Raw genomic sequence first — 24,660 nt, forward strand, 5'->3', positions numbered from 1 at the left:
CCGGGCTTGTTGAAGAAATCCCGCCTCATCGAGCCCTGCGAGGGCCGGTTCCACGGGTCATGAAAAGATTCAGTGATCCAGCGGCAAATCAGGGGCATGGGAGTGTTTCGCGTCTGGACATGCCAGCGGTCAGGTGACACCGTGTTATCAGCGAATCGAAGGGAGGCGCTGCGCTGCGTGGGAACGCGCTGAGCGCGACTTCGCCCCCTGAATAACGCTGTACTGGGGTGGCCCGTCGAGGCGTCGCGTGCCCCGGCGTACCTGCTGGCGCGAGCCGCGGTGCCGGGGCGGGCCGAGCTCAGACGGACTTACAGACAAGGAGCATGCATATGAGCGCTTTGCACCGGACGCTTGTCCTCGCCTTCATCGCTGGCTGTTCTGTGGTCGGCTGTCTCGGCTCGACCGAGGTCGAGCAGGAGCAGTCCGACGAGGCCTCCGAGCCGGTCGAGGGGGCGGTCTGCGATACTGCTCGGGAGGGCGCGGACATCTCGCTCTCGTGTCCGGCCGGGGAGGTCATCACGGCGGTCGAGTTCGCGAGCTATGGCACACCTCGCGGGGTCTGCGGCAGCTTCCGCGCGACCTCGTGCAACGCGTCGACGTCGAAGGCGGTGGTGGAGCGCGCGTGCCTCGGGCAGTCGAGCTGCACCGTGAAGGCGAACAACGCGACCTTCGGCGATCCGTGCAGGCGGACCACGAAGAGGATGAACGTTCAGGTCGCGTGCGCCCCTTCGGAGCCGGACGGCGGCGAGGGCGGCTCGACGGGCGAGGGCGGCTCGACGGGCGAGGGCGGCTCGACGGGCGAGGGCGGCTCGACGGGCGAGGGCGGCTCGACGGGCGAGGGCGGCTCGACGGGCGAGGGCGGCTCGACGGGCGGCGAGGTTTGCGGGAACGGGGTTTGCGGCGCGGGCGAGGACTGCTCGAGCTGCTCGAGCGACTGCGGCGCGTGCTCGACGTGCAGCGGCGCCGGGCCCAGCACGACGACGCTCGATACCGAGGAGCAGGCGTTTCTTTCCATCATCAACCAGTATCGCGCCGAGAGAGGCCTCGGGGCGCTCTCGGGCTGCACCGCGCTGAGCCGCGCCGCCCAGGGCCACAGCGAGGACATGCGCGATCGCAACTACTTCGACCACACGAGCCAGGACGGCCGGTCGCCGTGGGCCCGCGCGGCCAACGCCTGTTATGCGTCCGCCGACAGGACCGCCATGGCCGAGAACATCGCCGCCGGCAACTCGACGGCGCAGAGGACGTTCGATCAGTGGAAGAACTCGGACGGCCACAACAAGAACATGCTCGGGTCTGCCTACAAGGTCATCGGCATCGGGCGGGCGACCGGAGGCGGGACCTACGGGTCCTACTGGACCACGGTGTTCGGCGGCGCCTCGGACGCGAGCTGCAACTAGCTGCGACTCTCCCGCGTCGCAGCACGCAGGCCCCGCCGCCCGTCTACCTCCGCCCCTTGCTCCGCTTGCGCGTCCCCTGGACGATGCGCGACGGATCGCGCGGCGGCGGCGCGCTCGCCGAGAGCGCCGTCGCGAGCCGGGCGGCCTCCGCGTCCGAGAAGGACCCCTTCCGGAGCGCCGCGATCGCCTGCGCCACGACGTCGCGCGACTCGGGGCGCTCCGCCTGCGTCTTCTCCTCGAGCCAGCGCACGACCTCGGGGAAGCGCCCCGCGAGCGCCGCGATCTGCGAGGGCATCCCCTGCCGGAGGAGGCGCAGCCCCTGCAGCCGCTCGTCGGCGCGCGGCGAGCGGTCCGAGATCGCGAACGCCTCCTCGAGCCGCGCGACAACCTCCGCGCCCGCCGAGAGCCCGGCGAGGAGCGTGCGCTCGGCGAGCGCCTCGAGCGCGACGTACGCCTGCAGGTAGCCGTCGGTCCAGGACGAGAGCTCGCCGACCAGCGCGTCGCCGCGCGCCGCGATGACGGCGCGGAGCGCCGCCACGACCCCGTCGCGCACGACGCGCCGCGGATCCTCGGCCAGCTGCCCGAGCTCGTCGAGCGGATCAAGCCCGCCCCGAGCGCCGCGCGCCCGTGACGGACGCCCCGCGCCTGCCGCGCCGGCGGCCGGCGCCCCGCGCGCGGCCATCGCCGAGAGCGCCTGCGCCGCCACGATGAGCGCGTACTCCTCGGTGCTCGCGCAGAGCGCGCGCACGAGCTGCTCGGCCGGCGCGCCGCGATCCGCGATCGCCGCGCCGACCGCCCGCGCGAGATCCAGGTTCACGCGCGGCAAGGGGGCGTTCGGCCCGAGGTCGGGGCCGGGCGCGCGCCCCCCGCTGCGCCGGGCAGGGAGCCCGGAGCTGCGATCGAGCAGCGCGAGCAGCTCGGCCGGATCGCCGAGCTGCACGGCGCGCTCGATCGCCGCGTCGATCTTCGGGTTGCGCAGCGCGCCAGGGGGCGTCGCGCCCCGGCGCATATCCGAGGTGTCGGCCATTCAGAACCCCAGGGAGAGACCGACCTCGGGAGAGAGGACGGTGGTCATAGCGGGAAAGGTGAGGCTCGCGCGGAGCGCGAGGTTCAGCGATACGGCCTCGAGCGGCGCATAAGCAACGCCCACGCCGAGCGACGCGAACCCCTGGCCCGCTTGCCTGGTCGCGGCGAGCGTCTGCTGGCGCTCCTCGATCCTCCCGCTCTGGCCGGGCCTCGTGCACGGGCTCTCGATGCTGGCAGGATCGGCCCCGCACGCGGCCGCGTCCTCGAGGACCTTCACGTCGACCTCGGCGTCGACCTGCGCGACCCCGGCCGCGGCGAGCACGAAGGGACGGGCGCCGAGCTGCTCGAACGGCCGCGCCATGAGGAAGAGCTGCGCGCGCGCCTCGAGGTGGAGCGGCAGGAACGTGGCGCCGCCGTCCGTCGTGCCGCCGGCCGCGAGGCCGACGCGCCCGCCGACCGTGAGGTTGTCGAGGACCAGCCGATCGTAGGCGAGCGCCACCCGCGACGTCGCGAGCGCGAAGCCGAGGTTCACGTCGTTCGCGACGCCCGGCGTGGGCGCGCCGTCGTACCGGGTCCCGTCGCCGCGCAGGCAGACGAAGTTGTCGCGCTCCTGCGACGCGAGGGAGCACACGTCACGGCCGGAGAACAGCGCGACGTCGGGCGAGAAGGTGAGCCCGACCCAGCTCCGCCGGACGTCGGGCGCGGCCTGCTTTGCAGATCTCGTCGCGGCGCACGCGCCGCGGACACAGGTGAGCCCGCGGTTGCACTGCCGGTCGTCGATGCACTGCCGCGGCCGCTCCTGCTCCGGCGGCGCCGAAACCTCGACATGGACAGGGACGGGCGTGCGGATGAGCTGCTCGGGCGGCGGCGCGATCTTGAGTTGCGTCCCGGCCGCCGCGGGCGCCCCGACGCCGGTCGCGGCGCGCGCCTGCTCGAACGCGGACGAGACCTCCGGGGTCGCGAGATCCGGGTTCAGCTTCGCCGACGGATCGATGCGCAGGGCGTCCGCGAACGCGTCGCGCGCGCCCCCCAGCTCCTTTTTGCCCAGGGCGAGCACGGAGCCGAGCGCGACGAACAGCCTGGCCTCGACCGCAGGCGAGCAATCCGACGCGCCGCAGGCGTCGATGGCGGCCCGCAGCTTGCGCTCCGCCTGATCGAACCGGGTCTCGAGGTAGTCGACCCCCATCGCCTCGTTCAGGGCCGCCTCCGCCTGCGCGTCCCGGGGAGGCGCCTGCGCGTCCGCCGCGCCCGCGATGAGCCCACCGGAGACGCTCCCCGCCGCGATCGCGATCAGCGCGCGCGGCGCGCAGCGGGCGGAGCCGTTCCGTACGGGCATCGGCCCGCAACGTAGCCCACCGGTGTGACCGCGAGCGCTACAAAAACTCCCGAGCCCGCGGCGTACCGGCCACCCGACCTCCGCTGCACGGCAGGCGCAGCACGGACAAATAATCCACAGGTTGTTCCCAGCATGTGGAATACCCACACGGGGCCCCTGGCATCTTCAAGGAGCTGCCGGGTCCTGCGCTGCTCGCGGGGCGACAGCTCCTCCAAGCGCCGGCGCCGGCCAACGCCAGCCCGGGCATGGACGCGCCGCCCACACCGATGCCACCGATTTTTCTGCGATCTCGGGCACTCCGCGGCTCGACGCGCCGCAGAACTTCCGGGCGCTAAACTCCCTCCTCCGGAACCGATCTGCAACCCAAAAATCACGCGTCTGAGCCGGGTTTGGAAGTCCACATGCTTGTCCACAGATTGGCCACCTGATGACCCCAGACAGCGCCCAGATTTCATCCACGTTGCGGGAAGTCGAGGGGGGACCGGGGTCCAGCGCGCGGGTCGTCGTTGACAACCGTGTGACGACCTGCAGAGGCGGACCGCCGGCGCCGGGGGATCGACCGGGGGCGCGGGGGCGGTGATCGCCGGGCCGCGCGGCGCCGCGCGCGGCGTGCTAGCTGGTGCGCATGCGCGTTCCGGAGATCCCCGAAGAGAGCGCGCCGGGCCTCCGCGCCGGCGACCCGCCGGCGCCGGCGCAGGTCGCGGCGCGCCCCCTGATCCGGAGGAGCGCGCGCGCCGGCGCGCGGCTCGCCGACCACGACGCGGCCTCGCTCGCGGAGCTCCTCCGTCAGGCCGGCGGCACCGCGTCCGCGGCGCGCGCGGTGGCCGGCAAGGTGGTGCGCCACGCCTTCGGCGCGGCGCCGGGCGCGCCGCGGACCGCGCCGGCGTGGGACGCGCGCGCGCTCGCGGCCCTGGGCGTCGGGGCGTGGGCGCACGAGGCGCTGCTCGCGCTCGATCCCGGGCTGTCGCTAGAGATCGCCGAGCGGGCGCCGTCGGAGGACGACACGCTCCGGCTGGTCCTGCGCGCGCGCGACGGCGCGCTCATCGAGTCGGTGCTCATCCCGGGGCCGGCCCGCACCACCCTCTGCGTCTCGAGCCAGGTCGGCTGCGCCCGGGCCTGCGCGTTCTGCGAGACGGGGCGGCTCGGGCTCGCGCGCCAGCTCGCCGCCGGCGAGATCGTCGATCAGGTCCGGATCGCGCAGGCGCTCGCCGCGGAGCGCCGCGGCGCGCCGCTCCGGAACCTCGTCTTCATGGGGATGGGGGAGCCCTTCGACAACCTCGGCGAGGTGCTGAAGGCCATCCGCCTGCTCACCGACCCGCGGGCCTTCCGGTTCGCGCCGTCGCACGTGACCGTGAGCACCGTCGGGGTCGTGGACAAGATCGAGCCGTTCTTCCGCGAGGCGCGGGCCGAGCTCGCCGTCAGCTTGAACGCCCCGGATGACGCCCGCAGGCAGGCGATCATGCCGGTCAACGCGCGCTTCTCGATGGCGGCGCTGAAGGAGGCGCTCGCGAGGTCGATGCCGCCCGGCCGGCGCGTCCTGTTCGAGTACGTGCTCTTCGACCGGTACAACGATGCCCCGGAGGACGCGGATCTCCTCGCGGCGTACGTCACCGGGCTCCGGTGCCGCGTGAACGTCATCCCCTGCAACCCCGGCCCGGATCCGGCGCTGCGCCCGCCGTCCGCGGAGCGGCTCGACGCCTTCGTGGCACGGCTGGCCGGTCACGGCGTGACCACGCTGGTGCGGCGGCCGCGGGGGCGCGACGTGGGCGGCGCCTGCGGCCAGCTCGCAGGGGTGGCCCGCGTCAGGCAGCCAGCGCCAGCGTGAGGGCGGCGCTCCGGACGAGCGGGGCCCCCACCCGCAGCGCCCCGTTGCCCGCTGCGAACGTGCGAGCGACCTTGCCCGCGTGCTGGTTCATCCGGGCAGTCACTGCGCGCTTGCCCGTCTCGCGGGTCGCCTCGAGCGTCCCCAGCAAGGAGAGCAGGTCGGCCCAGACCCGAGCGCGCCAGCTCTTGAGCATGAAGAGCACGACGCTGGACGCGACGCGCTGCACTTCCCTGGTCACGGTCGCGACGCGGGCGAGCGGGCAGCCATAACGATCGCTCAGGATCGCGAAGATTTCGGGCATCGCCGCCGCGAGGATTTCATTCACGATGTCGTGGTCGTGCCGGTAGCGGTCGAGGAGCCGGGCGTCCTGCGCGGCGCCGTGCTGGACGATGTTCCGGTAGAGCCCGAGGGCCAGGTCGTAGTTGATGTGCGCGTTGATGCCGAGCAGCGCGTGCGCTCCCGCCGCCGTCCCGCCCGCGCGGCTGCAGGCGAAGGCGACGTCCCACGCCTCGATCTTCGTGGAGCGCCCGTCCAGCGACGCCGCGAGGGCCTTCAGGTAATACTCGCAGAAGATCCCGGCGAGGCGCGAGATCCATGCGGGCTCGAGGAACCGCCGGTCCGTGCCGTCGACGACCGCCTCCTTCACGCGGCGCGTGATCACGGCGTAGACGTCGGGGAACACCGCCCGCGGGTCGTTCCTCTCGCGCAGCCGCGCGGCGACCGTCTCCAGCGCGACGAGCGCCTCCGCGACGCTCTCCGGCGTCATCGTCACCCCCCGCAGGATGGCGTGACGGGCGGCCGAGTCCGCGGGACGGCACGCGGCCGACGACCGCGTCTGCTTGCTCACCATCGCCAGGGGCCGATCTGAAGTAAGGGTCTTCATGGCTGCGCTGAGCGAGCGAATTCAAGGATCGTGCCCGTATGTCCGGTTCGCAGTCGTACACAGAGTCGAGGGAGTGAGAGGCACATTGAATGGAGATCGAGCGCGCACGGCAGCCCCAGGCGTTGCTCGTCCGTCGCGCCGCCGCCCCCGGGTTTTCCCGCGAATCCAGCGGCTACCGTCCGGTCGAAGACCCGGGCGAACGCGCGAGATCCTCGGCCAGGGTCAGTGGCTATCCCGAGCCGACCGGCGAGCGGTGGCCACATCAGCGTCGTCTCCCGACATGGTGAGATCGCTGACCGGCGCGCCAAATTGCCCCATGGGGCAGTTTGTTACGCGCGGACGGATAACCTTCACACAGAATGCGGGATTCCCTGACGCCGCGCATGATTCGACGATTTGACGCGGCGGTGTGCGACGCGTTGCTCCGGCGTTTCGCGCGTGATGCATCGAGCCGACGTTTCGCCTTTCGGGTCGCCGGGCGATGCGCCGTATCCTGGGCGGCGGGATCCGCGCGCCTGCGCGCATCCATCGACGTCGACCGGCGCGCGGGAGGGCGAGCTTCGCCCCTCCGCGGCTGCCCCTGCCGAGCACCATGAGCTTCCTCAAAATCGTCTGCTCCGAGCCGAAGAACGACCTCGCCTCCTTCCTCCAATCCCTGCCGATCGAGCCCGCGGAGCCGACCATCGCGCTCGTGCTGAGCACCGCGGATCTCGCCTATCCCGATGTGGTCGCGCGGACATTCGTCGCCTCGGCCAGGGAGGTGGGGGCGTCGCACCTCCTCTGGGTGGGCCCGTACCTTCCTCCGTCGAGCCGGGTGGGGCAGCAGATCCGCGACGCTGAGGCATTTGTGCGCGCCTCCGGCGCCGGGGTGACGGCCGTGTGGCACGGTCCCTTGCTCAGCGCGCTCAACCTCTGGCGCGAGGAGATCCGGCTCCGTCGCGCGCTGCCGTTGCCGCTCGGAAATGGCGCGCTGCCCTGGGTCGCGCCGGCCGACGTGGCCCGCATGGTGATCCGCGCGCTCGAGCAGCCCGGCGCCCAGGCGCCTGTCGTCTGCGGCCCGGCCGCGCGCACCGGCGCTCAGGTGGCGGCCGCGCTCTCCAGCGCCATCCGGGCCGCGCTGACGAGCGAGCGCTTCGCGTGGCGGAGGTTCGAGGAGATCGATCGCGACTGCAACCGTGCGCTCAGCGAGGACGAGCTCCTGCCCTACCTCACCGGCCTCGGGGTCCCGACCGACGAGGCGAGGGCGCTGCTCCTGGCCGCGGACACGACCGGCGACGGGACCCTCGATTTCGAGGAGTTCACCGCCGGGTTGCGGGGGCGGCTCGACAACCTGGTCCAGCAGCTGCTCCGCGAGGACACCTTCGAGATCCGGTACGTGGACACGCCGGCGGACAGGGCCGTCGCGACGCTGGTCCAGGCGGGCCTGCGACGGGCGGCGGCCGAGGCGCTGATCGAGGGGTGGGCGAGCGTGGCCGCCGAAGGGATCCCCGAGGCGGCCCGCGGGTCGGACGAGGCCTGGCTCGAGCTCCCGCCCGTGAGCGTCGACGTGTGGGCCGAGCGGCACGCGCTCGACTACGTCAACGTCCACCTGCTCCCCGGGCAGGGGCTCCTCTCCCGGCGCGAGGCGATCGTCGAGGACGGCGCGGCGATGGGCGCGCTGGCCGGCAAGGAGGTGGCGGTCGCGACGATCGTGGACAGCGGCGGCCGGATCCTCTCGCTCTCCCGCGCGCTCGACGGGAGCGGCGTCTCGGCGCGGTGGCTCGACGCGCCCCCCGTGAGCCTCCGGTGGGTGACGTGCGGGGACCGCGACAGGCGCCGCGCGCTGCTCGTGTCGAACGGGCAGCTCGCGGGGCTGCACATCGAGGGCGAGTGGCAGGGCCTCCCGTCCGCGATGCGGTTGCTCATGGCGCGCGCCCCGCTGCCCGGCTGGCAGCTCACGACGTTCCGGGAGCTCGGCGAGCTGAAGCTCGATCAGCCCGCGGCGCTGTTCGAGCCGAACGAGGTCGTGTGCAACTGCGCCGGGGTCAAGCGCGGGCAGATCACGGGCTTCGTCGAGGCCGGGTGCGCGACGCTGGCCGAGCTATCCGAGCGGACGCGGGCGGGGCAGATCTGCGGCGGCTGCGTCCCGGCGATCGAGGAGATGTTGGGCGGGTCGAGCCTTGTGCAGGCGGAGGTGAAGGGCGCGCGGGAGCTCTCTCCTGGGATCTTCCAGATCGCGCTGTCGCCGATCGGCGGCGCGCCGGCGGCGTCCGTCCCCGGGCAGCACGTGCTCGTGCAGGGCTACCTCGATCGGCGCTGGGTGGCGCGCGCGTACACGCTCTCGGCGCCCGCGCGCGCGGGCGGCGACTACGAGATCACGGTGAAGCGCGAGGAGCTCGGGGTCTTCTCCCGGTGGCTGTGCGAGCGCGCCGCGGCCTCGTTGCTGCGCGCCTCGGCGCCGCGGGGCAGCTTCGTCCTTCCGGCGCCGCCCGTGGAGCGGGTTGTGTTCCTCGCGGGCGGGATCGGCGTCACGCCGGCCATGGCGATGCTGCGGGCGCTCGACGGGAGGGCCGACCGCCCTGACGCGCGGGGCTTCCTGCTGGACTGGTCGGCGTCGCGCGCCGCGGACTTCCTCTATTTCGAGGAGGAGCTGCGCGCGGTCGCTGCCCGCACGCCCGGCGTCGCGTTCCGCCTGCGTGCGACGCAGGCGGAGGGGCGGCTGTCCCGGGAGCACGTGGCCGAGCTGTACGCTTACCGGCCGGGCTCGCGGGCGCTCGTGTGCGGGCCCGAGGCCTTCATGCGCGACGCGATCGAGCACCTGCGCGCGGCGGGCTGGCCGCAGGACGCCATCGAGCGGGAGCTGTTCACCTCGAACGTCGACGCCGCCGGAGCGATCCGCCCGACGCCGCTCCGGCGGGCCGGCGCTGTCCGCGTGGCCGGCGGGGTCTGTCCGGTCGAGCACGGGTCGTTTCACCTGACCCCGACCGCGCCCGCGGCGGTGCCGATCGAGGCCGAGGCGTTCCTGCGCCAGTGCTACGCGGAGCTCGGGGTGCCCTCCGCCGTGGACGAGCGCTGGCAGGAGGTGCGGGCGAGCCTGGAGAAGCACGGGACGTACACGCACCTCCCCGACGAGCTCGCCTACGGGGCGCGGCTGGCGTGGCGCAACAGCTCGCGCTGCATCGGGCGGTTCTTCTGGTCGACGCTCCACGTGCGCGATCTGCGGCACCTGAAGACAGAGGAGGAGATCTTCCAGGCGCTGCTCGAGCACCTCGATCTGGCGACCAACGGGGGCGACATCCGGGCGACGATGTCGGTGTTCAGGCCGGGGGAGCCGCGGATCCGCATCTGGAACGGGCAGATCGTCCGCTATGCGGGCTACCGGCTCCCGGACGGGGGCATCCTCGGCGATCCGGCGAACGTGGAGCTGACGGAGCAGGCCCTCGCGCTGGGGTGGCCGGGTGGGGAGCGGACGCGGTTCGATCTGCTGCCGTTGATCCTCCAGATCGGCGACGCCCGGCCGCGGTGGTTCGAGGTGCCGCGGGAGCGGGTGCTCGAGGTCCCGATCGAGCACCCGCGCCACGCGTGGTTCGCCGAGCTCGGGCTGAGGTGGCATGCGTTGCCGGCGGTGAGCAACCTGGCCCTCGATCTCGGCGGGATCCACTACACGGCGGCGCCGTTCAACGGCTTCTACATGGGGACCGAGATCGGCGCGCGCAACCTGAGCGACGTGACGCGGTACAACCAGCTGCCGCTCATCGCGGATCGCCTCGGGCTGGACCGGTCGCGCAGCGACACGCTGTGGCAGGACGCCGCGCTGGTCGAGCTGAACCTCGCGGTGCTGCACTCGTTCCGTCAGGCGAAGGTGCGGATGCTCGACCACCACACGCTCTCGGAGTACTTCAAGAAGTTCGAGCAGCAGGAGCGGCAGTGCGAGCGCCCGGTCTATGCGGACTGGACGTGGATCGTGCCGCCGATGTCGGCGTCGACCATGGGGGTGTTCCACACCAACATGGAGAACAAGATCCTGAAGCCGAACTATCTTTATCAGGACGATCCGTGGAAGCCGCGGAAGGAGTAGCGGGGGCTCCTCGGGGCGGGGGAGCGAGCGCGAAGGCGCGGCCAGAGCTCTAACGTTCCGCGCTCTCTGCGTCCTTGGCCAGCCTACGAGCGGGAGCGTGATGGGCTCACGACTCTCCTGATGGACATCGGAGGGTCGCTCCCTTCTCCTCATAGGTGGTCCAGCTGAGCAACCGTCCATCGGTGGTCGTCACGTACTGCTCGACTCTGCGCGACCCGGGGGCGCCCAGCAGCCATACGACGCCATCACGATGATCGTCCTCATCGCCATAGTCGAAGCGGACGGCATCAGGCTCAGTGCTCCACGAGCTCATTGAAGGGATGCATGACTCCTGTCCGGCGGACAGGCGAATCATCCTCGCTCCCAGACGATGGATGCTCACGCGGGGCGAGTCGACCGCGCGGGCGGCGGACTCCAGGATCGCCGCGACGTGCTCGAGCGAGGGAGCAAGCGCGAGGTCCGCGCGCGCCTCGTACACCTCCGGCTGCCGGTGATGGCGCAGGAGCACGCCGTCCGCCTCGAAGTAAGCCTGGTAAGCGTCGGTCGCCTCGGGGATGACGGCGAGACCGAGCGTCGCGGCGAGGGCGCCGCCGGCTGCAGGGCGGACCTTGACCCGGTAGGCGCGCTGCGCCTCCACGGTCGCGAACAGCGCGCGTTGCTCGATGTACTTCTCGATCGAGGCGCTCTTGACGTTGGGCTGCGTGATCACCTCTCCAGCGTCGTTCATGAAGAGACCGCACACGCCCTCGCTGCCGATCGGCACCATCGTACCGTCGAGGTCGAGCGGGTCGTTCTCGTCCCGCATCGGCTCGTCGTAGTAAATTCCCAGGGGGTCTTCGCCCCACGAGAGACCGCCGTAGAGCTCCTCGAAGTCGATGGCCGCAGCGAACGCCGGGCGGTGGCACGCGGCGAGCCGGCGGGCGATGCTCTCGGGAACACGCTCCTCGTCGTCGCGCTCCGCCGCCATAAGGAGCCGCTGGGCGCGAGGAGAGAACCGATGCAGAGGTAGGGGAGGTCGCATGAGGGCTCCGTCTGCGGAACTCAAGCAGAACTACCTCTATCAGGGCGAGCCGTGGAAGGCGCCGGGCGGGGCGTAGCGGTGCAGGCGCATCAAGCGCCAGCGCTCAGGCGCGAGGGGTCGCCAGGGTGCGCAACGGATCGGATCCGTTGCGAGGGGGGTGGCGGAGGGGGTGCGCGACGGATCGGATCCGTTGCGAGGGGGGTGGCGGAGGGGGTGCGCGACGGATCGGATCCGTTGCGAGGGGGGTGGCGGAGGGGGTGCGCGACGGATCGGATCCGTTGCGAGGGGGGGTAGCGGAGGGGGGGCGCGACGGATCGAGTGAGCCGCGAGGGGGTGGCGGAGGGGGGGCGCGACGGATCGAGTGAGTCGCGAGGGGGTGCGCGACGGATCGAGTGAGCCGCGAGGGGGTGGCGGAGGGGGGCGCGACGGATCGCGTCGGCTGGGAAAGGCAGGTGCCGGGGAGGTCGGACGCCCGCGTGCCGGTTGCGGCCTATCGATGGGTGAGGGATCCGACGTCCGCCTGGCTCGCCTGAGCGTCCGGCGTCCGCTGTCGCTATCCTCCCGAAGGCGGGCGCCTTCGTTGACCCGTGAGGCGCCGCCAGCCCATAGTCCCCGTGTGGCGCGGGACCCGCTCGGCTGGATAGGCCTCAACGTTGAGCACCTGGAGGCGCTCGAACCGGACGACTTCGAGCAGTTCTGCTTCGATCTGATCCGGTTCGAGGCCTACGATCGCCACGACGATCCAGCCCTCGACGGCCCAGCGAAACGGAGCGTTGCGGACGGGGGACGCGACATCCTGCTCACCGTCAAGAGGTCGCCTCGCCTCTCCAAGGCCGACTACCAGAAAACGCACCACCTGGGTCCGCTCACGGAGGACCGTCAGGCCCGAACGGCGTACAGCTGCAAGAGCGGGGACAACTGGCTCAACCTGGCGCTGCGGGACGTGCAGGAGCGGAAGGGCCTCGGCCGGGTCGTCGAGGTGCTGCTGGAGGGCGGCTACTTCAAGCTGCTCATCAACACCATCGGCAACCTCGACAGCCAGGTGACGCGGGGCGGCGTCCAACGAACGCCACACAAGCACCTCGCCGCCGCGCTCTGGGAGCGCATGAAACAGGAGCGGCCGGACGCGGAGGACCCCAGCGCGCGCATCGAGATTCTGGACGCCCACGCGCCCACCGACTTCTTGCGCGCGCGCCAGCCCGAGGGCGGGAGCGTCGCCAGGTGGGCCGACCGGTTCAGCGTCGTCCCGCTGCTGCACGGCCTCGACGCGTGGCGCGCCCAGCACCGGGAAGACAGGAGCGAGCCGGAGTTCACCGGCGACGCCGCGCGGCAGGCGCTGCGCGGTGCTCTGCTCGCGTTCATCCGGCGCGCCGCGACGACGCCCCGCGAGCTCGCCGCGTGGCTCGTCGGCTCTCCTGGCGTCGGCAAGACGCGCCTGGTCCTGGAGGCGCTCGCGAGCGACCCGAGCATCGAGCAGCGTGTGCGGGTCGCCTGGAGCCCGGAGGAAGCGCTCGATGCGCTCGGCGCCGGACGGCTCCTGGTTCGCCACCCGGCGGTCGTCTTGATCGTGGATGACTGCCCGACGATCCAGGTCGACGTGCTCGCCGCGCGCTTCGTCGCCGCCGCGGGGCCGCACGCTTCGGCGCGGCTCCTGGTCGTGACGCCGGCGCCCGAGCAGGTGCTGGCCAACGCGAGGCTATCCCCGCGCTGGTACCTCGAGCCGCTCGACTCGAGCGCCGCCCGGACGCTCGCGGCTCGCGCGCTCGGAGCGTCGACCGACGCGGAGAGGGTCCACGATATCGCCCGGCTGAGCGAGGGCTATCCGTGGTTCGTCGACCTGCTCGCACGCGAGTCGCTCGTCGAGGGGCGGCCGCCGCGCGACGTCCGCGAGGCCGCGCAGTGGGCGCTCGCGGCCCACTGGGAGGCGCGTCCGGGGCCGGATCTCGAGGCGCTCCGACTCCGCCGGGCGCGCTGCCTGCTCGCCGCGTCGATCACGCGACGGATCGACTGGGCCGCGCTCTCGTCGGTGCAGCGGGAGGACGTGGCGCGCGCGGTGGGGATCGCGCGCGGCGAGGACTTGTTCGATGCAGCGCATCAATGCGTGGAACGCGGGATCCTCCGGCGCAATCAGGGCTGGAAGTACAAGTACGTGACGCCGCTCGTGCTCGAGCGCGAGGTGATCGCCTGGCTCCTCGACCCGGACGGGGGGCATGATCCGGGAGGCCGGACGCTGGTTCGGCACGGCCAGATCTACCTGGACGATTTCTTCGAGACCCTGTTGCGGCTCGGGCTCCCCCGCGAGCTCCTGGTGGGCATGGCTCGGGTCGGCGTCGGAGACCTCGAGCGGGCGCCGGCGGACTGGGGGGAGCTCAGAATGCTCGGCCTGCTCGGGCCGCGCCTCCGGTTCGTCGCCCGGCATGCGCCCGGCGCGACCGCGCGCGAGCTCCGCCAGCGGATCGAGGCGTCGAGCATCGACGAATTGCGCGCGCGCGTCGAGGAGCGCCGCGGGATCGTGTTCGCCCTGGAGGAGCTGGCGACCCGCGCGGACGCCTTCGAGGACGCGGAGGCCGCGCTGCTCCGCCTCGCCCAGGCCGAGAACGAGTCGTACGCGAACAACGCGACGGCGACATGGGCGAGCCTGTTCCTCGTCGAGCTCAACGCGACGCACCGAGCGTTCGCCCAGCGCATGGCCCTCCTGGAGCATCGCCTGAGCGATCCCGATCCCGCCGTGCGCGCGGTCGCCCTGGAGGGCATCCAGGCGGTCCTGGCGACGAGGGCATTCCGCATCGCGCGCGAGGCGATCGACGGCGCCTGGACAGCACCGACGGGCGAGGAGGCCCGCCTGGCCCGAGCCCAGGCCTGGACGCTCCTCGGCGCGCGCTTCGGCGATCCCCATCCCTACGTGGCGGCCAAGGCCAAGCGAGCGGTCGCCGGTGAGCTGCGCGGCGCGGTCCGGGCCGGGATGGGCGAGCATGCCATGGCGACCCTCGCCGCGCACCTGGCCGATTTCACGGAATCCGAGCGCGTCCAGCTCCGCGATGTCCTCGCGGCCGTGCGCACCTACGACGCGGACTGGCTTGCGCCCGACGGCGCGTACCCCGGGCGGCTCGAGGCGCTGCTCGCGCCGTCCTCGTTCAAGGAGCGCCTTCGCCAGCGCGTCGGGGCGTGGGGACCGGCCGCACTCCGCGAGAACGATGACGCGCTCGACGATGCGCTCGCGCGTGAAGGGCTCGCGGGCGATGTCCCGCTGCTTCACGAGCTCGACTGGCTCGTGTCGGATGAGGCGGTGCGCGCGCACGTGTTCGCTTACGCGCTGGGCCGGTGCGACGAGCGCGGGATCCTGCTCGCGGGACTCCGCGAGCGGGCGAGGGCGTGCCGCGGGGTGTGGGCGTGGAGGAAGCGAGCTGTCTTCGCGCGCTACCTGGGCGGCTGGGCGCAGGCGGGCCGAGACGCGGCGGCGGAGGCGGTCCTGCGCGATCTGAAGCTGGACGCGGCCGAGGCGCCTCTGCTCGCGCTGGCTGTCATGGAGCTGGGCGCGACGGACGAGCGCCTCGCCTGGATCCGCTTGGCCGTGCAGGGGGATCTCCTCGATGAGGCCTGCGTGCTGGAGCTGGGCCGGCGCCGGCGCTGGCTGCGCCAGGTGAGCGAGGCGGCGTTCGCCGCCTTCGCGGGGGCGCTCGTCGAGGGGACGCCGATCGCGCACGCGGCGGCGGCGCTGGAGCTCCTGATCGAGCACATTGAGGACCGACCCGAGCGCGCGACGCCCCTGCGAGAGCTAGTGCGCCGGGCGCTCGAACGCCTGGCGCCCCACCGTGTGCACGGCATGACCGACCACTTCTGGGAGCTGGGAGCGCGGCTGCTCGTCGAGCAGGGGGAGGTGGCGCGCGTCGCGGAGCTCGCGCTCGTCGCGCTATCGCAGCCTCACGGCGCCAAGGAGCACGCATGGAAAGCATTGCATGCGGCCGCCGCGCGCGACGCCCGAGCGGCATGGTGGGTGGTCGCGACGGCCCTGGACCGGCGCGACCCCGCGGCGGGACACCTGCAGATGGCGTTCATGTTTCATCGCTCGTCGTTTGCCTGGCCCGCGGAGGACGTCCTCGCATGGGTGGCGCAAGACGCGCGCCGTGGTCGCACCGCGGCCGCGCTCGTACGTCCCCGCGCGCCGGAGCTCGATCCTGTCTTGCGCGCCCTGGTGCAGCGGTTCGGGCCGCGGAGCTCGGTCGCGGACGAGATCGTCGCCCGTGTCCACAGCACCGACGGGGCGGTCGCGAGCCTGGCCGAGCACGACGCCGAGCAGCTCGAACGCGCGCGCGCGTGGCTCGCTGACCCCGACCCGCTCGTCCGTGCTTTCGCCGAGCGGCTCGTCGAATCGCTGACGCAGAGCCATGAGCAGCACGCGGCGGACGAAGAGGACGAGCGCCGCCGCTGGGGCACGTAGGCGCGGCGAGATCTCGCCATGCTCCGTGGGGTGCTGCCATTCCTGCTCGTTCTCGTTGGGCGTCGAGCTCCCGCTCTCCCGACGTCCTCGCGGCGAGTCTCCGGCCGAGCGCCTTTCCTGAGCGTTCCTCGTGAACGGAATGGTACAGTCCACCTGCTTGATGGACGACGAGGAGCTCGCGGCGCAGCGGATCGGCACCCGGATCGGCGCCTGGACGGTGGAGCGCGTGCTCGGGGGCGGCGGGATGGCGAGCGTCTTCCTCGGCCGGCGCGTTGACGGCTGCGTCGCGGCGGTGAAGGTCCTGCACCCGTCCCTGAGCCAGAGCGAGGAGCTCCGGAAGCGCTTCCTGCGCGAGGGCCCGATCGGCAGCGCCCTGGCCGCTGTCGGCCCGCTCTGCGAGGGGCTGCCGCTCGTGCTGGAGGCGGGCATCGCCGACGACGGCGCCGCGTACCTGGCGATGGAGGTGCTCGAGGGCGAGACGGTCTTCGACCGCATGGCCCGGGTGGGGAGGCTCCCGGTGGGCGAGGTGCTGGCGCTGGCCGAGCGGGTCCTCGACGTGCTGGTCGTGGCGCACGCGCACGGCGTGGTTCACCGGGACATCAAGCCTGAGAATTTGCACATCGGGAACGATGGCCGGGTGAAGGTGCTCGATTTCGGGATCGCGCGCGTGCTCGATCCGCTTCCTTTCGGGATGGGGGAGCTGCCGGAGAAGACGGCCACGAAGACGGGGGTGGCGCTCGGCACGAGCGAGTACATGGCGCCCGAGCAGGCGATGGGGACGGTCCGCGAGATCGACGGCCGGACCGACGTCTTCGGCCTGGGCGCCACGATGTTTCGCGTGCTCGCTGGCCGCGCGATCCACGGCGACGTCGCCGACGCGCGCCTGCTCATCGCCGCGGCGACGGAGCGGGCGCCGTCGCTCGCGCCGTGTGCGCCGGACGTGCCCTCCGAGGTGTGCGACGTCGTGGATCGTGCCCTCGCGTTCCACAAGGTCGAGCGTTACCCTGACGCGGCGACGATGCGTGCCGACGTCCGCGCGGTGCGGGCGGGCCGCCTGCCGCCGTACGTGGTCGCCGTCGAGGAAGGCCGGATCGCGCCGGGGGCCCCGCTCCCTCGCCGCTGAGGGCGCCTACCACGCGGCGGGACCCTGCCGGGGTGCGGCGTGCGTCAGCGGCGGCCGGCGCAGCGGAGCCGACCGTTGTCGTTCTCGATGTCTCCTCGGCACCGCCGGAAGTCCACCATGCGTGTCCTGATGTAGTTCCCCCTTCGGTCCCTGCACATCGCGGACAGCGTGCCTCGTTCGGTCCGGACGTTCCTGCACGTCCTGAGATAGGAGCCCTCCGGCGGCCGTCGTTGAGCTTCCGCAACATCGCTGCTGGACAGCAGGGTAGACAACGAGAGCGCGCCGAGGACCAGCGCGACGAGCGTATTCTTCATGATTCCCCCCTTGGCGCATCGCCTGGCAAGGCGATGCTCGCGTGATCTCATGGGGCAGACACCTGGAAGCCGCAATCCCGCTGTATACTCCCCGCCTCCCCGCCTCCCCGCCTCCCCGCCTCCCTGTGAATTTTCCGAAAAATTTGAGGGGATTCCTCAGGAGATGAGAGTGAGGAGTGAGAGGGGAGGCCAGCTCTCTCGTTCTTTATATCCTGCGTCCTCTGTTCCTCTCTGTGGTTCAATTCCGAGCTCGCCCGCCTCGGTGAGGCTGTGTTATTCCGGAGGCATGCGCGTCTCTTTGACGATCGCGGTCTCGGTCATGTCGGCTGTCGCCCTGAGCAGCGCCGGTTGCGCCGACGAGGGCGCTCCCGCGGCGGGCAGCCCGCCCGGCGCAGGCGGCCTCGGTGGCAGCGGTGGCGGCCTTGGCGGCGGTGGCCTTGGCGGCGGTGGCCTTGGCGGCGGTGGCCTTGGCGGCGGTGGCCTTGGCGGCGGTGGCCTTGGCGGCGGTGGCCTTGGCGGCGGCGGCGCCGGCGAGGCCTCGTCCGGGTCGAGCAGCGCCGAGGTGTCCAGCTCGGCCGGCGTCGGGGGAGGGGAGGCGGGCCAGCGCGACAGGTTCGGGATCGCGATGCTGCGGCCCACGCTGCCCTCCGGCAAGGCGTGGTCCTCGACCTGGGACAACGGGGCTGCGCGCACGTTTTCAGGGATCGACCCGGAAGACGCGTGGTTCGACGCCGATCACGGCGACGCCTCGTATGACACCGACGGCCAGGGCATCCTCAAGATCAGCGGCAGGGTTCCGCGGATGTACGTGCACGACCCCGCGCTCGAGGACCCGTGGCGCGACGTCGAGGTGACCATGTATTTCCTGCGCGCCGCCGACGACGGGACTCCCTACGGGGGCCTCGTCGCCATGACGCGCACAAACCACGGCACGATCGGCGACGAGGACGACAACAAGTGCGACACGCGCGGGATCGCCGCGCGCATGCGCTATGACGGCAAGATCGATTTCGAGAAGGAGACGAATCACCCCGCCTCGGTGGCCATCCTCAGCAGGACGTACTGGGAGGGCGGCATGCCGGAGCAGGTCTGGATCGGGTACAAGCAGCTCGTCTACGACCTGCCGAACGGCGATGTGAAGCAGGAGCTCTGGATCGATGAGACCGACGGCGCGGACGGCGGCGCCTGGGTGAAGATCCACGAGCACGTCGACCAGGGGACCGATTTCGGCGTGGGGGGCGAGCCCTGCCAGCCGGGCATCGATCCCGCGATGAGGCTCACCGGGGAGCCGACCCGCCCTGGATCGGAGACGGGCAAGCCCAACATCAGCGTCTACTTCCGGAGCGACGGGGTAGGCCCCGATGGGCTCCTGTACAAGAAGGGCAGCGTGCGAGAGATCGTGCCCTGACCTGCCCCCGCGCGCCTGCGGGCGCCCCCGCCCGCGAGGTCAGCGACAAACGTGCGTGACGCCGCGACGCCGGGACGGCGTGACGCCGCGACGCCGCGACGGCGTGATCTCGCGCCCCGGCGAGCCTTTACGCAGGGCGCGACTTCGCCGATCCTTGTGCAATGAACCTACGGCTTGTTTCAGCTTCAGCCTTGGCGTTTGCTGTCGCGCTCCATGCGTCCGGGTGCTCGGATGCTGGCACCGATCCCGGCGGCGCCAGCGCCAGCGCCGGCGCCGGTACCGGGGGCGCGGGCGGCGAGGACGAGGACGGTCCCGGGGAGATCGCCGGCGTCGGCGGCGGGGGAACCGAGCTCTCGAGCGCGGTGAGCGTGATCATCACGGCCGACAACGCGTACGGCTTCGGCTACGGGACCGGCGACGAGCTCCTGAGCTATTTCGGCGGGATCGAGAACAACCTCGCCCAGGCGATCTTCTCCTGCCCCATCGGCAATGGGCCCGAGTCGTACACCGTGCCGGCGGCGTCCGCGAACGCTGGACACTACCTCTACATCATCACGTACGCCGACAAGCTCACGACGCAGGGCGTGATCGGCCAGTTCTTCCGTGAGGGAGCCGCGCCCGTCTTCACCGGCAACGGCGCGTGGGAGGTCTGCGCGACGGGCGAGGACTACGACCTCGGCTCGCTCGGGCCGACGCTGGAGACCGTCAACCAGTATATCGCGCGCTGCAACGGCGGCGATCTCGACCCCCAGACGACCAGCGCTGGCTGGGTGACGACCGAGCCGTCCGCGAACGGCCATGTCGTGTTCGGAGAGACGAACGACACCGAACGCACGATCCCGGAGCCCGGCAACGAGTTCTCTGTCGTCTGCGAGATCGACAAGGAGGCTCGGTGGATGTGGTACGAGTGGGAGCCGGACCGAAGCACCGGCAGCCCGTTCCTGTGGCCCGGCGGCAGCGGCAACGTCACCAAGGACTTCCTGATCTTCCGCCTCGGCGCCGAGTTCGTCCCCGAGGTGCCGCGCTAGCCGCCGGAGGAACCGCGCCGCGGCCGTCGAGAGGCCGCGGCGCCCTTCTTCACTTCGCCTCGACCTTCACGCCGGCGCTGGCCTTGAAGTTCGCCTTCGCTCCCCCTCCTCCGTTCCCTTCCTCCACCGGCGTGGTCGCCTTCAGATCGAACGACGGCGGCGTGTTGGGATCGCACTCCGGCGGCGGCCCGAAGCCGTCGGCGTTGAACTTCCACGCGAGCGACCCCGAGGCCGACGGCTCCTTCCGGATCGCCTTGATCTCCACCTCGTGCTCCCCGGCGCGCGCCGGCGTGCAGTACGACAGCAGGTAGAAGCGCTTCATGTGCGCCTCGATCTTCGCCGCGATCTTCTCGAACGACTCCTTGACCTTGGCCTGGTCCGCCGCGAGCTCGGTCCCGTCGCGCCCGATCTCGTCGAGCCTCGCCTTCTCGATCTCGGCGCCGACGCCGACGACGAAGATCTGGTAATTCTTGTAGTCCTCCTTGTTGAGCTCCTTCAGCATGTCGTCGCGGCTCACGCGGTTCGCGCGATCGGTGCCGTCCGAGAAGACGACGAGCGTGCCGAACTTGAGCGGCCGCCGGTCCCTGTCGAGCTGCTTCTTGAGCTCCCGGACGCCCTCGACCACGCCGCCGTGGAGGTTCGTCGACGTGTCCTTGGGCTTGTAGCTCCGGAGCCCCTCGAGTCCGCCCTGGACCGAGCCCTGCGCCTCGGTGAACGGGACGACCGAGTGGATCTTTACCTCGCCATCGAACGCGTAGACGCCGACCTTCTGGCTCTTGCCCACCCGATCGCTGAACGACTGCGCGGCGTCGACGAGCGCGTCGGCCTGACCCGACTCGGTGATGCTGCCGCTCATGTCGACGAGCAGCATCGTGTACATGACCGCCGCGACCTCGGGGTTCTGGATGGTCTGCTTGCTCTCGAACTTCGAGACGAGGTCGCCGTCCTCGTAGATCTCGAAGTCCTCGGCCGTGAGGCCGCCCACCGGCTCGTCCTCGCCGGCATCGACGCTGAAGAACACCCAGACGTTGTTCGGCTTCTTCTGGGCGGAGTTGATCCGGTTGACCCGCAGCCCGCCGCCGCAGGCCACGCTCGAGAGAGCGAACATGGCGGCGAGCAGGATCCGGAACGCTGGTGAACAAAAGAGAATTTTCACGGCGCGATTAGCGCGCATCGGACGCTGCGCTGTCAATTCACTGCTGCAGGCGGCCCGCCGGGCGGCCGGCGCGCCAGCCGGACGCGGCCGCGCCCGCAGGCGGGCAGCGCGGCCCTTCCCGGGGAGGCCGCCGCGCGGACGCCTCGCCGGTCGGCGCCGGAGGGCGCTCGCGCCGGTTTACACCGGGCAGGAGACCGCCGTACATAGGCCGCCGGCGCGCGGCGCGGCAGGAGCCGGAGCGCGCGCGCCGCCGTCGGGCCGTCAGCGAGTTGCTCTCCCCCGGCGGATTTCCGTTACCCTGTCGCGGACATGGCACGCATCCTGATCGTCGAGGACTCGCCGGCAATGCGAGCGTATGTACGCTCGACGCTCGAGGACTGCGTGCTGGGGCTCGCGGGCGACGTCGACATCGTCGAGGCGATGAACGGCTTCGACGCGCTCCGCCTCCTGCCGCGCGGCGCGTTCGACCTCGTCATCACCGACATCAACATGCCCGACATCAACGGGCTCGAGCTCATCCGCTTCGTCCGGCAGAGCGACCGCTACCGGCGCGTCGGCATCCTCATCATCTCGACGCAGGCGACCGAGCGCGACGTCCAGCGCGGGCTCAGCCTCGGGGCCGACCTCTTCCTCCCGAAGCCGTTCACGCCCGAGGCCCTCCGCGACGCGGTGATCGCCTGCCTGGACTGGCGGGCCGAGCACGCCGACACCGATGCCCCGCCGCCGGCCGACCGCGAAGGCGGCGCCGAGGAGAGCCGATCCCCGCTGGCCGCTCGCGCCCCGGGGCCGGTGACCCGCACCAAGCAGCCCGGCTCCGACGAGGGAGGCGGCGGCTGATGGTCGACAGCGGCGATCGGGCGCGCGAAGAGTTCTTCTCGGAAGCGCAGGAGATCGTCGAGGGGCTCGGGCGCGACCTCCTCGCGCTCGACGAGGCGGTGCGGACCAACAAGGTCGACCCCGACGTCATCAACGACGTCTTCCGCGCCGTGCACACCCTGAAGGGGCTCGCCGGGCTCTTCGGCGCCACCCGGATGGCCACCCTGTCGCACGAGCTCGAGGAGCTGCTCGACAACCTGCGCCTCGGCCGCATCGAGATCAGCGCGTCCGTCCTCGATCTCCTGTTCCGCAGCGTCGAGCTCTACGGGCGCATCCTCCAGAACGAGAAGGACGGGCGCGACGCGCCCATGCCCGAGGTCGACGACCTCCTCCGCCTGCTCCACCAGGACGCCGGCCCGAGCGCGGCCGGCCTCCCGGACGACAACTACGACCTCGATCCGGGGCTGCTCTCCGTGCTCACCGAGTACGAGGAGCACCGGCTGCGCACGAACATCGCGAGCGGGATGACCCTGTTCCGGCTCCGCGTGCAGTTCCACCTCGCCACGATCGACCAGGCCCTCGACGACCTGAAGATCACCGCGAAGCCGTACGGTGAGATCATCACCTACCTGCCGACCGGCGCGGGCGCGGACCAGGACTCGATCGAGCTCGACATCCTGATGGCCTCGCGCGCGCCGCTCGAGGAGCTCCAGCGCGCCCTGCACCAGGCCGGCGCCGCGGTCGAGGAGATCCCGCGGCGCAACAACAACGGGCACGGCCGGGTCGCCCCGCCGGGGATGCCGTCGATGTCCGCGGCGCTCCGGGGCGGCGTGCCGACGGGCGTGTCGCGGGCGGTCGACCTGACCGGCTCGATGGCGGCGAGCCCGCCGTCGAGCGCGCGCAACCGCAAGGGAGAGCTCAGCTCCATCCGCTCGGTCGCCCAGACGGTGCGGGTCGACATCCACAAGCTCGACCGGCTGATGAACATCGTCGGCGAGCTCGCCCTCGTCCGATCGGCGCTCGGCCGCCTCGTCGAGCGCCTCCGGGCGGCGCCGACCGAGCGCGAGCTCTCCCTCGACCTCCACCGGCTCCAGCGCACGTTCGACCGGCACCTCGCGGCCATGCAGGCGGGCATCCTCGAGGTCCGGATGGTCCCGCTCGGGCAGGTCTTCGACAAGCTCGCCCGCGTCGTGCGCCAGATCAGCCGCGACGCGGACAAGCTCGTGAACCTCGTCATCACGGGCGCCGAGACCGAGGTCGACAAGCTCATCGTCGAGGAGCTCAGCGACCCGCTCATGCACATGATGCGCAACGCCATCGACCACGGCATCGAGTCGAAGAGCGTGCGCGAGGCGGTGGGCAAGCCGGCGGTCGGCACGATCGCGCTGAACGCCTTCCAGAAGGGCAACCACGTCGTCATCGAGATCGAGGACGACGGCAAGGGCATCGACGTCGACAAGCTGCTCGACGCCGCCCTGCGCCGCGGGGTCATGACCCCGGAGGACGCGCGGACCACGAGCTACCGCGAGGTCCTGAACCTCATCTTCCAGCCCGGCATCTCGACGAAGACCGACGTGAGCGAGATCTCGGGGCGCGGCGTCGGGATGGACGTCGTGAAGACGAACATCAGCAAGCTCGGCGGCGTCATCGACGTGCACAGCGAGCCCGGCATCGGCACCAAGATGACGGTGACGCTGCCGATCACGCTGGCGATCATCAGCGCGCTCATCGTCCGCGTCGCCGACCGGCTCTTCGCGATCCCGCTCACGAATGTGCAGGAGGCGGTCGCGCTCGACGAGGCCACGGTGCGCCAGATCGACGGCCGCGAGATGATCACGCTGCGCAACAGCACGCTCCAGCTCTGCTACCTGGCGCGGCTGTTCGGCCTGAACGAGGAGGAGGAGCTCAGCGCGCGCATCGCCGGCCTGCTCGGCGGGGCGCGCGGCGGCTCGGCGGCCCGCGCCGCCGTGTCCGGCGGGCGCCGCGGTGAAGGCGGCCGCGGGACGCTCGGGCTCCAGGGGGGGAACAAGCGCAAGTACATCGTCGTGGCGTCGGTCGGCGCGCGCAGGCTGGGGCTCGTCGTGAGCACGCTCATCGGCCAGCAGGACGTCGTGATCAAGGCGCTCGGCCCGTCGCTCGCCTCGGTGCGCGGCTTCTCCGGCGCCACGGAGCTCGGCGATCAGCGCATCGCGCTCGTCATCGACGCCCCGGCGCTCATCGAGGAGATCCTCCACGGCGGCGGCGACCGGCAGCGCAACGACCCGCGGAGCACCCATGGCTAACCTCTCCCGAAGGACCGCCCGGATCCCCGTCTCGAAGAGGAACTCGCGCGCGCAGGCGAGCGGCCCGCGGACCGAGTACCTCGCGTTCACGCTCGCGGGCGACACCTACGCCGCGCCCGTCTCGCTCGTGCGCGAGATCCTGAAGCCGCCCCCGCTCACGCCGGTGCCGCGCGCGCCGGACTCGACGATGGGCATCGTCAGCGTGCGCGGGCAGCTGGTGACCGTCATCGATCTGCGGCGGCGGATGCGGCTGCACGAGGGGGCGCCGCAGCGGCGGGCGCGCATCCTGCTCGTCGACGCGGCGAACGGCGAGACGCTCGGCCTGTTCGTCGACGAGGTCCAGCAGGTCTACCGGCTCGCCGACGCCGAGATCGAGCACGCCGCGACGGCGCTCGGGGGGGACGTCGCGGGCTACATCGCCGGCATCGCCCGGCCCATGCACGGGGCGAGCGCGTCGGATGGCACCCAGGGCGAGGCGCAGCCGCGCGTCATCATCCTGCTCGACCTGCAGGCCATACTCGCGTCCTAACGGACGAATCGTCCGCGC

Annotated in this window: 16 protein-coding genes; 10 read left to right on the plus strand and 6 right to left on the minus strand. The window is 71.9% G+C overall.

What is annotated here, in order from left to right; genetic code table 11:
- The first annotated feature begins 329 nt into the window (after positions 1-329).
- Positions 330-1,400 (plus strand): CAP domain-containing protein, encoded by a 1,071-nt coding sequence (locus tag WMF17_RS08405; protein ID WP_437648865.1) that lies wholly within the window; start codon positions 330-332, stop codon positions 1,398-1,400.
- A 43-nt stretch (positions 1,401-1,443) separates the two neighbouring features.
- On the opposite strand, the gene WMF17_RS08410 is transcribed toward WMF17_RS08405, so the two are convergent.
- Positions 1,444-2,427, minus strand: coding sequence for a hypothetical protein (locus tag WMF17_RS08410; protein WP_437648866.1), 984 nt, complete (start codon positions 2,425-2,427; stop codon positions 1,444-1,446).
- Positions 2,428-3,762: a hypothetical protein gene (locus WMF17_RS08415; RefSeq protein ID WP_437648867.1), complete on the minus strand. Its 1,335-nt coding sequence runs from the start codon at positions 3,760-3,762 to the stop codon at positions 2,428-2,430. It abuts the gene before it with no gap.
- 625 nt (positions 3,763-4,387) lie between these two features.
- On the opposite strand from WMF17_RS08415, the gene rlmN reads away from it, so the two are divergent.
- Positions 4,388-5,587, plus strand: a complete 1,200-nt coding sequence (gene rlmN, locus WMF17_RS08420; protein ID WP_437601449.1) for a 23S rRNA (adenine(2503)-C(2))-methyltransferase RlmN — start codon at positions 4,388-4,390, stop codon at positions 5,585-5,587.
- On the opposite strand, the gene WMF17_RS08425 is transcribed toward rlmN, so the two are convergent.
- The gene (locus WMF17_RS08425; protein WP_437648868.1) at positions 5,565-6,470 is read right to left on the minus strand and encodes a DUF5995 family protein; all 906 of its coding nucleotides are present in this window, start codon (positions 6,468-6,470) and stop codon (positions 5,565-5,567) included. The genes rlmN and WMF17_RS08425 overlap by 23 nt on opposite strands.
- Positions 6,471-7,062: 592 nt before the next feature.
- Between WMF17_RS08425 and WMF17_RS08430 the strand changes: the two genes are divergently transcribed.
- On the plus strand, positions 7,063-10,527 hold the full coding sequence (locus tag WMF17_RS08430; RefSeq protein ID WP_437648869.1) for a nitric oxide synthase oxygenase: 3,465 nt from the start codon (positions 7,063-7,065) through the stop codon (positions 10,525-10,527).
- 106 nt (positions 10,528-10,633) lie between these two features.
- Here WMF17_RS08430 and WMF17_RS08435 read toward each other — a convergent pair whose 3' ends face one another.
- Positions 10,634-11,494, minus strand: coding sequence for a hypothetical protein (locus tag WMF17_RS08435; RefSeq protein WP_437648870.1), 861 nt, complete (start codon positions 11,492-11,494; stop codon positions 10,634-10,636).
- Between the two features lie 670 nt (positions 11,495-12,164).
- On the opposite strand from WMF17_RS08435, the gene WMF17_RS08440 reads away from it, so the two are divergent.
- Together WMF17_RS08440 and WMF17_RS08445 are read left to right on the plus strand one after the other, a co-directional pair.
- Positions 12,165-15,986 (plus strand): hypothetical protein, encoded by a 3,822-nt coding sequence (locus tag WMF17_RS08440; RefSeq protein ID WP_437648871.1) that lies wholly within the window; start codon positions 12,165-12,167, stop codon positions 15,984-15,986.
- 139 nt (positions 15,987-16,125) lie between these two features.
- Positions 16,126-17,109, plus strand: a complete 984-nt coding sequence (locus tag WMF17_RS08445; RefSeq protein WP_437648872.1) for a serine/threonine-protein kinase — start codon at positions 16,126-16,128, stop codon at positions 17,107-17,109.
- Positions 17,110-17,153: 44 nt separating this feature from the next.
- Here WMF17_RS08445 and WMF17_RS08450 read toward each other — a convergent pair whose 3' ends face one another.
- Positions 17,154-17,423 carry a hypothetical protein gene (locus tag WMF17_RS08450; RefSeq protein ID WP_437648873.1) on the minus strand — a complete coding sequence of 90 codons (270 nt, stop codon included), beginning with the start codon at positions 17,421-17,423 and terminating at the stop codon, positions 17,154-17,156.
- 286 nt (positions 17,424-17,709) lie between these two features.
- On the opposite strand from WMF17_RS08450, the gene WMF17_RS08455 reads away from it, so the two are divergent.
- Positions 17,710-18,831, plus strand: coding sequence for a hypothetical protein (locus WMF17_RS08455; RefSeq protein WP_437648874.1), 1,122 nt, complete (start codon positions 17,710-17,712; stop codon positions 18,829-18,831).
- 191 nt (positions 18,832-19,022) lie between these two features.
- Complete coding sequence (locus tag WMF17_RS08460) at positions 19,023-19,859, plus strand: hypothetical protein (RefSeq protein WP_437601455.1); 837 nt, start codon at positions 19,023-19,025, stop codon at positions 19,857-19,859.
- A 49-nt stretch (positions 19,860-19,908) separates the two neighbouring features.
- Here the strand turns inward: WMF17_RS08460 and WMF17_RS08465 are convergent, their stop codons facing one another.
- Positions 19,909-20,967, minus strand: coding sequence for a VWA domain-containing protein (locus WMF17_RS08465; protein WP_437648875.1), 1,059 nt, complete (start codon positions 20,965-20,967; stop codon positions 19,909-19,911).
- A gap of 357 nt (positions 20,968-21,324) precedes the next feature.
- On the opposite strand from WMF17_RS08465, the gene WMF17_RS08470 reads away from it, so the two are divergent.
- From WMF17_RS08470 to WMF17_RS08480, 3 genes are read left to right on the plus strand one after another with little or no spacing between them, the layout of a single operon-like run.
- A complete protein-coding gene (locus WMF17_RS08470) occupies positions 21,325-21,852 on the plus strand; it encodes a response regulator (RefSeq protein ID WP_437601457.1) in 528 nt (175 codons plus the stop codon).
- Positions 21,852-24,113 carry a chemotaxis protein CheA gene (locus tag WMF17_RS08475; RefSeq protein ID WP_437648876.1) on the plus strand — a complete coding sequence of 754 codons (2,262 nt, stop codon included), beginning with the start codon at positions 21,852-21,854 and terminating at the stop codon, positions 24,111-24,113. The genes WMF17_RS08470 and WMF17_RS08475 overlap by 1 nt, the downstream gene beginning before the upstream one ends.
- Positions 24,106-24,642, plus strand: a complete 537-nt coding sequence (locus WMF17_RS08480) for a chemotaxis protein CheW (RefSeq protein WP_437601459.1) — start codon at positions 24,106-24,108, stop codon at positions 24,640-24,642. Before WMF17_RS08475 ends, WMF17_RS08480 begins: the two co-directional genes overlap by 8 nt.
- Positions 24,643-24,660 lie beyond the last annotated feature (18 nt).

This window comes from Sorangium sp. So ce362, assembly GCF_051519845.1.
Classification (GTDB): domain Bacteria; phylum Myxococcota_A; class Polyangia; order Polyangiales; family Polyangiaceae; genus Sorangium.

Coding starts and splice junctions, on each gene's coding strand:
- WMF17_RS08405 (WP_437648865.1), top strand. CDS start 330: ATGAGCGCTTTGCACCGGACGCTTGTCCTCGCCTTCATCGCTGGCTGT.
- WMF17_RS08410 (WP_437648866.1), bottom strand. CDS start 2,427: ATGGCCGACACCTCGGATATGCGCCGGGGCGCGACGCCCCCTGGCGCG.
- WMF17_RS08415 (WP_437648867.1), bottom strand. CDS start 3,762: ATGCCCGTACGGAACGGCTCCGCCCGCTGCGCGCCGCGCGCGCTGATC.
- rlmN (WP_437601449.1), top strand. CDS start 4,388: ATGCGCGTTCCGGAGATCCCCGAAGAGAGCGCGCCGGGCCTCCGCGCC.
- WMF17_RS08425 (WP_437648868.1), bottom strand. CDS start 6,470: ATGAAGACCCTTACTTCAGATCGGCCCCTGGCGATGGTGAGCAAGCAG.
- WMF17_RS08430 (WP_437648869.1), top strand. CDS start 7,063: ATGAGCTTCCTCAAAATCGTCTGCTCCGAGCCGAAGAACGACCTCGCC.
- WMF17_RS08435 (WP_437648870.1), bottom strand. CDS start 11,494: ATGGCGGCGGAGCGCGACGACGAGGAGCGTGTTCCCGAGAGCATCGCC.
- WMF17_RS08445 (WP_437648872.1), top strand. CDS start 16,126: ATGGTACAGTCCACCTGCTTGATGGACGACGAGGAGCTCGCGGCGCAG.
- WMF17_RS08450 (WP_437648873.1), bottom strand. CDS start 17,423: ATGAAGAATACGCTCGTCGCGCTGGTCCTCGGCGCGCTCTCGTTGTCT.
- WMF17_RS08455 (WP_437648874.1), top strand. CDS start 17,710: ATGCGCGTCTCTTTGACGATCGCGGTCTCGGTCATGTCGGCTGTCGCC.
- WMF17_RS08465 (WP_437648875.1), bottom strand. CDS start 20,967: ATGTTCGCTCTCTCGAGCGTGGCCTGCGGCGGCGGGCTGCGGGTCAAC.
- WMF17_RS08470 (WP_437601457.1), top strand. CDS start 21,325: ATGGCACGCATCCTGATCGTCGAGGACTCGCCGGCAATGCGAGCGTAT.
- WMF17_RS08475 (WP_437648876.1), top strand. CDS start 21,852: ATGGTCGACAGCGGCGATCGGGCGCGCGAAGAGTTCTTCTCGGAAGCG.
- WMF17_RS08480 (WP_437601459.1), top strand. CDS start 24,106: ATGGCTAACCTCTCCCGAAGGACCGCCCGGATCCCCGTCTCGAAGAGG.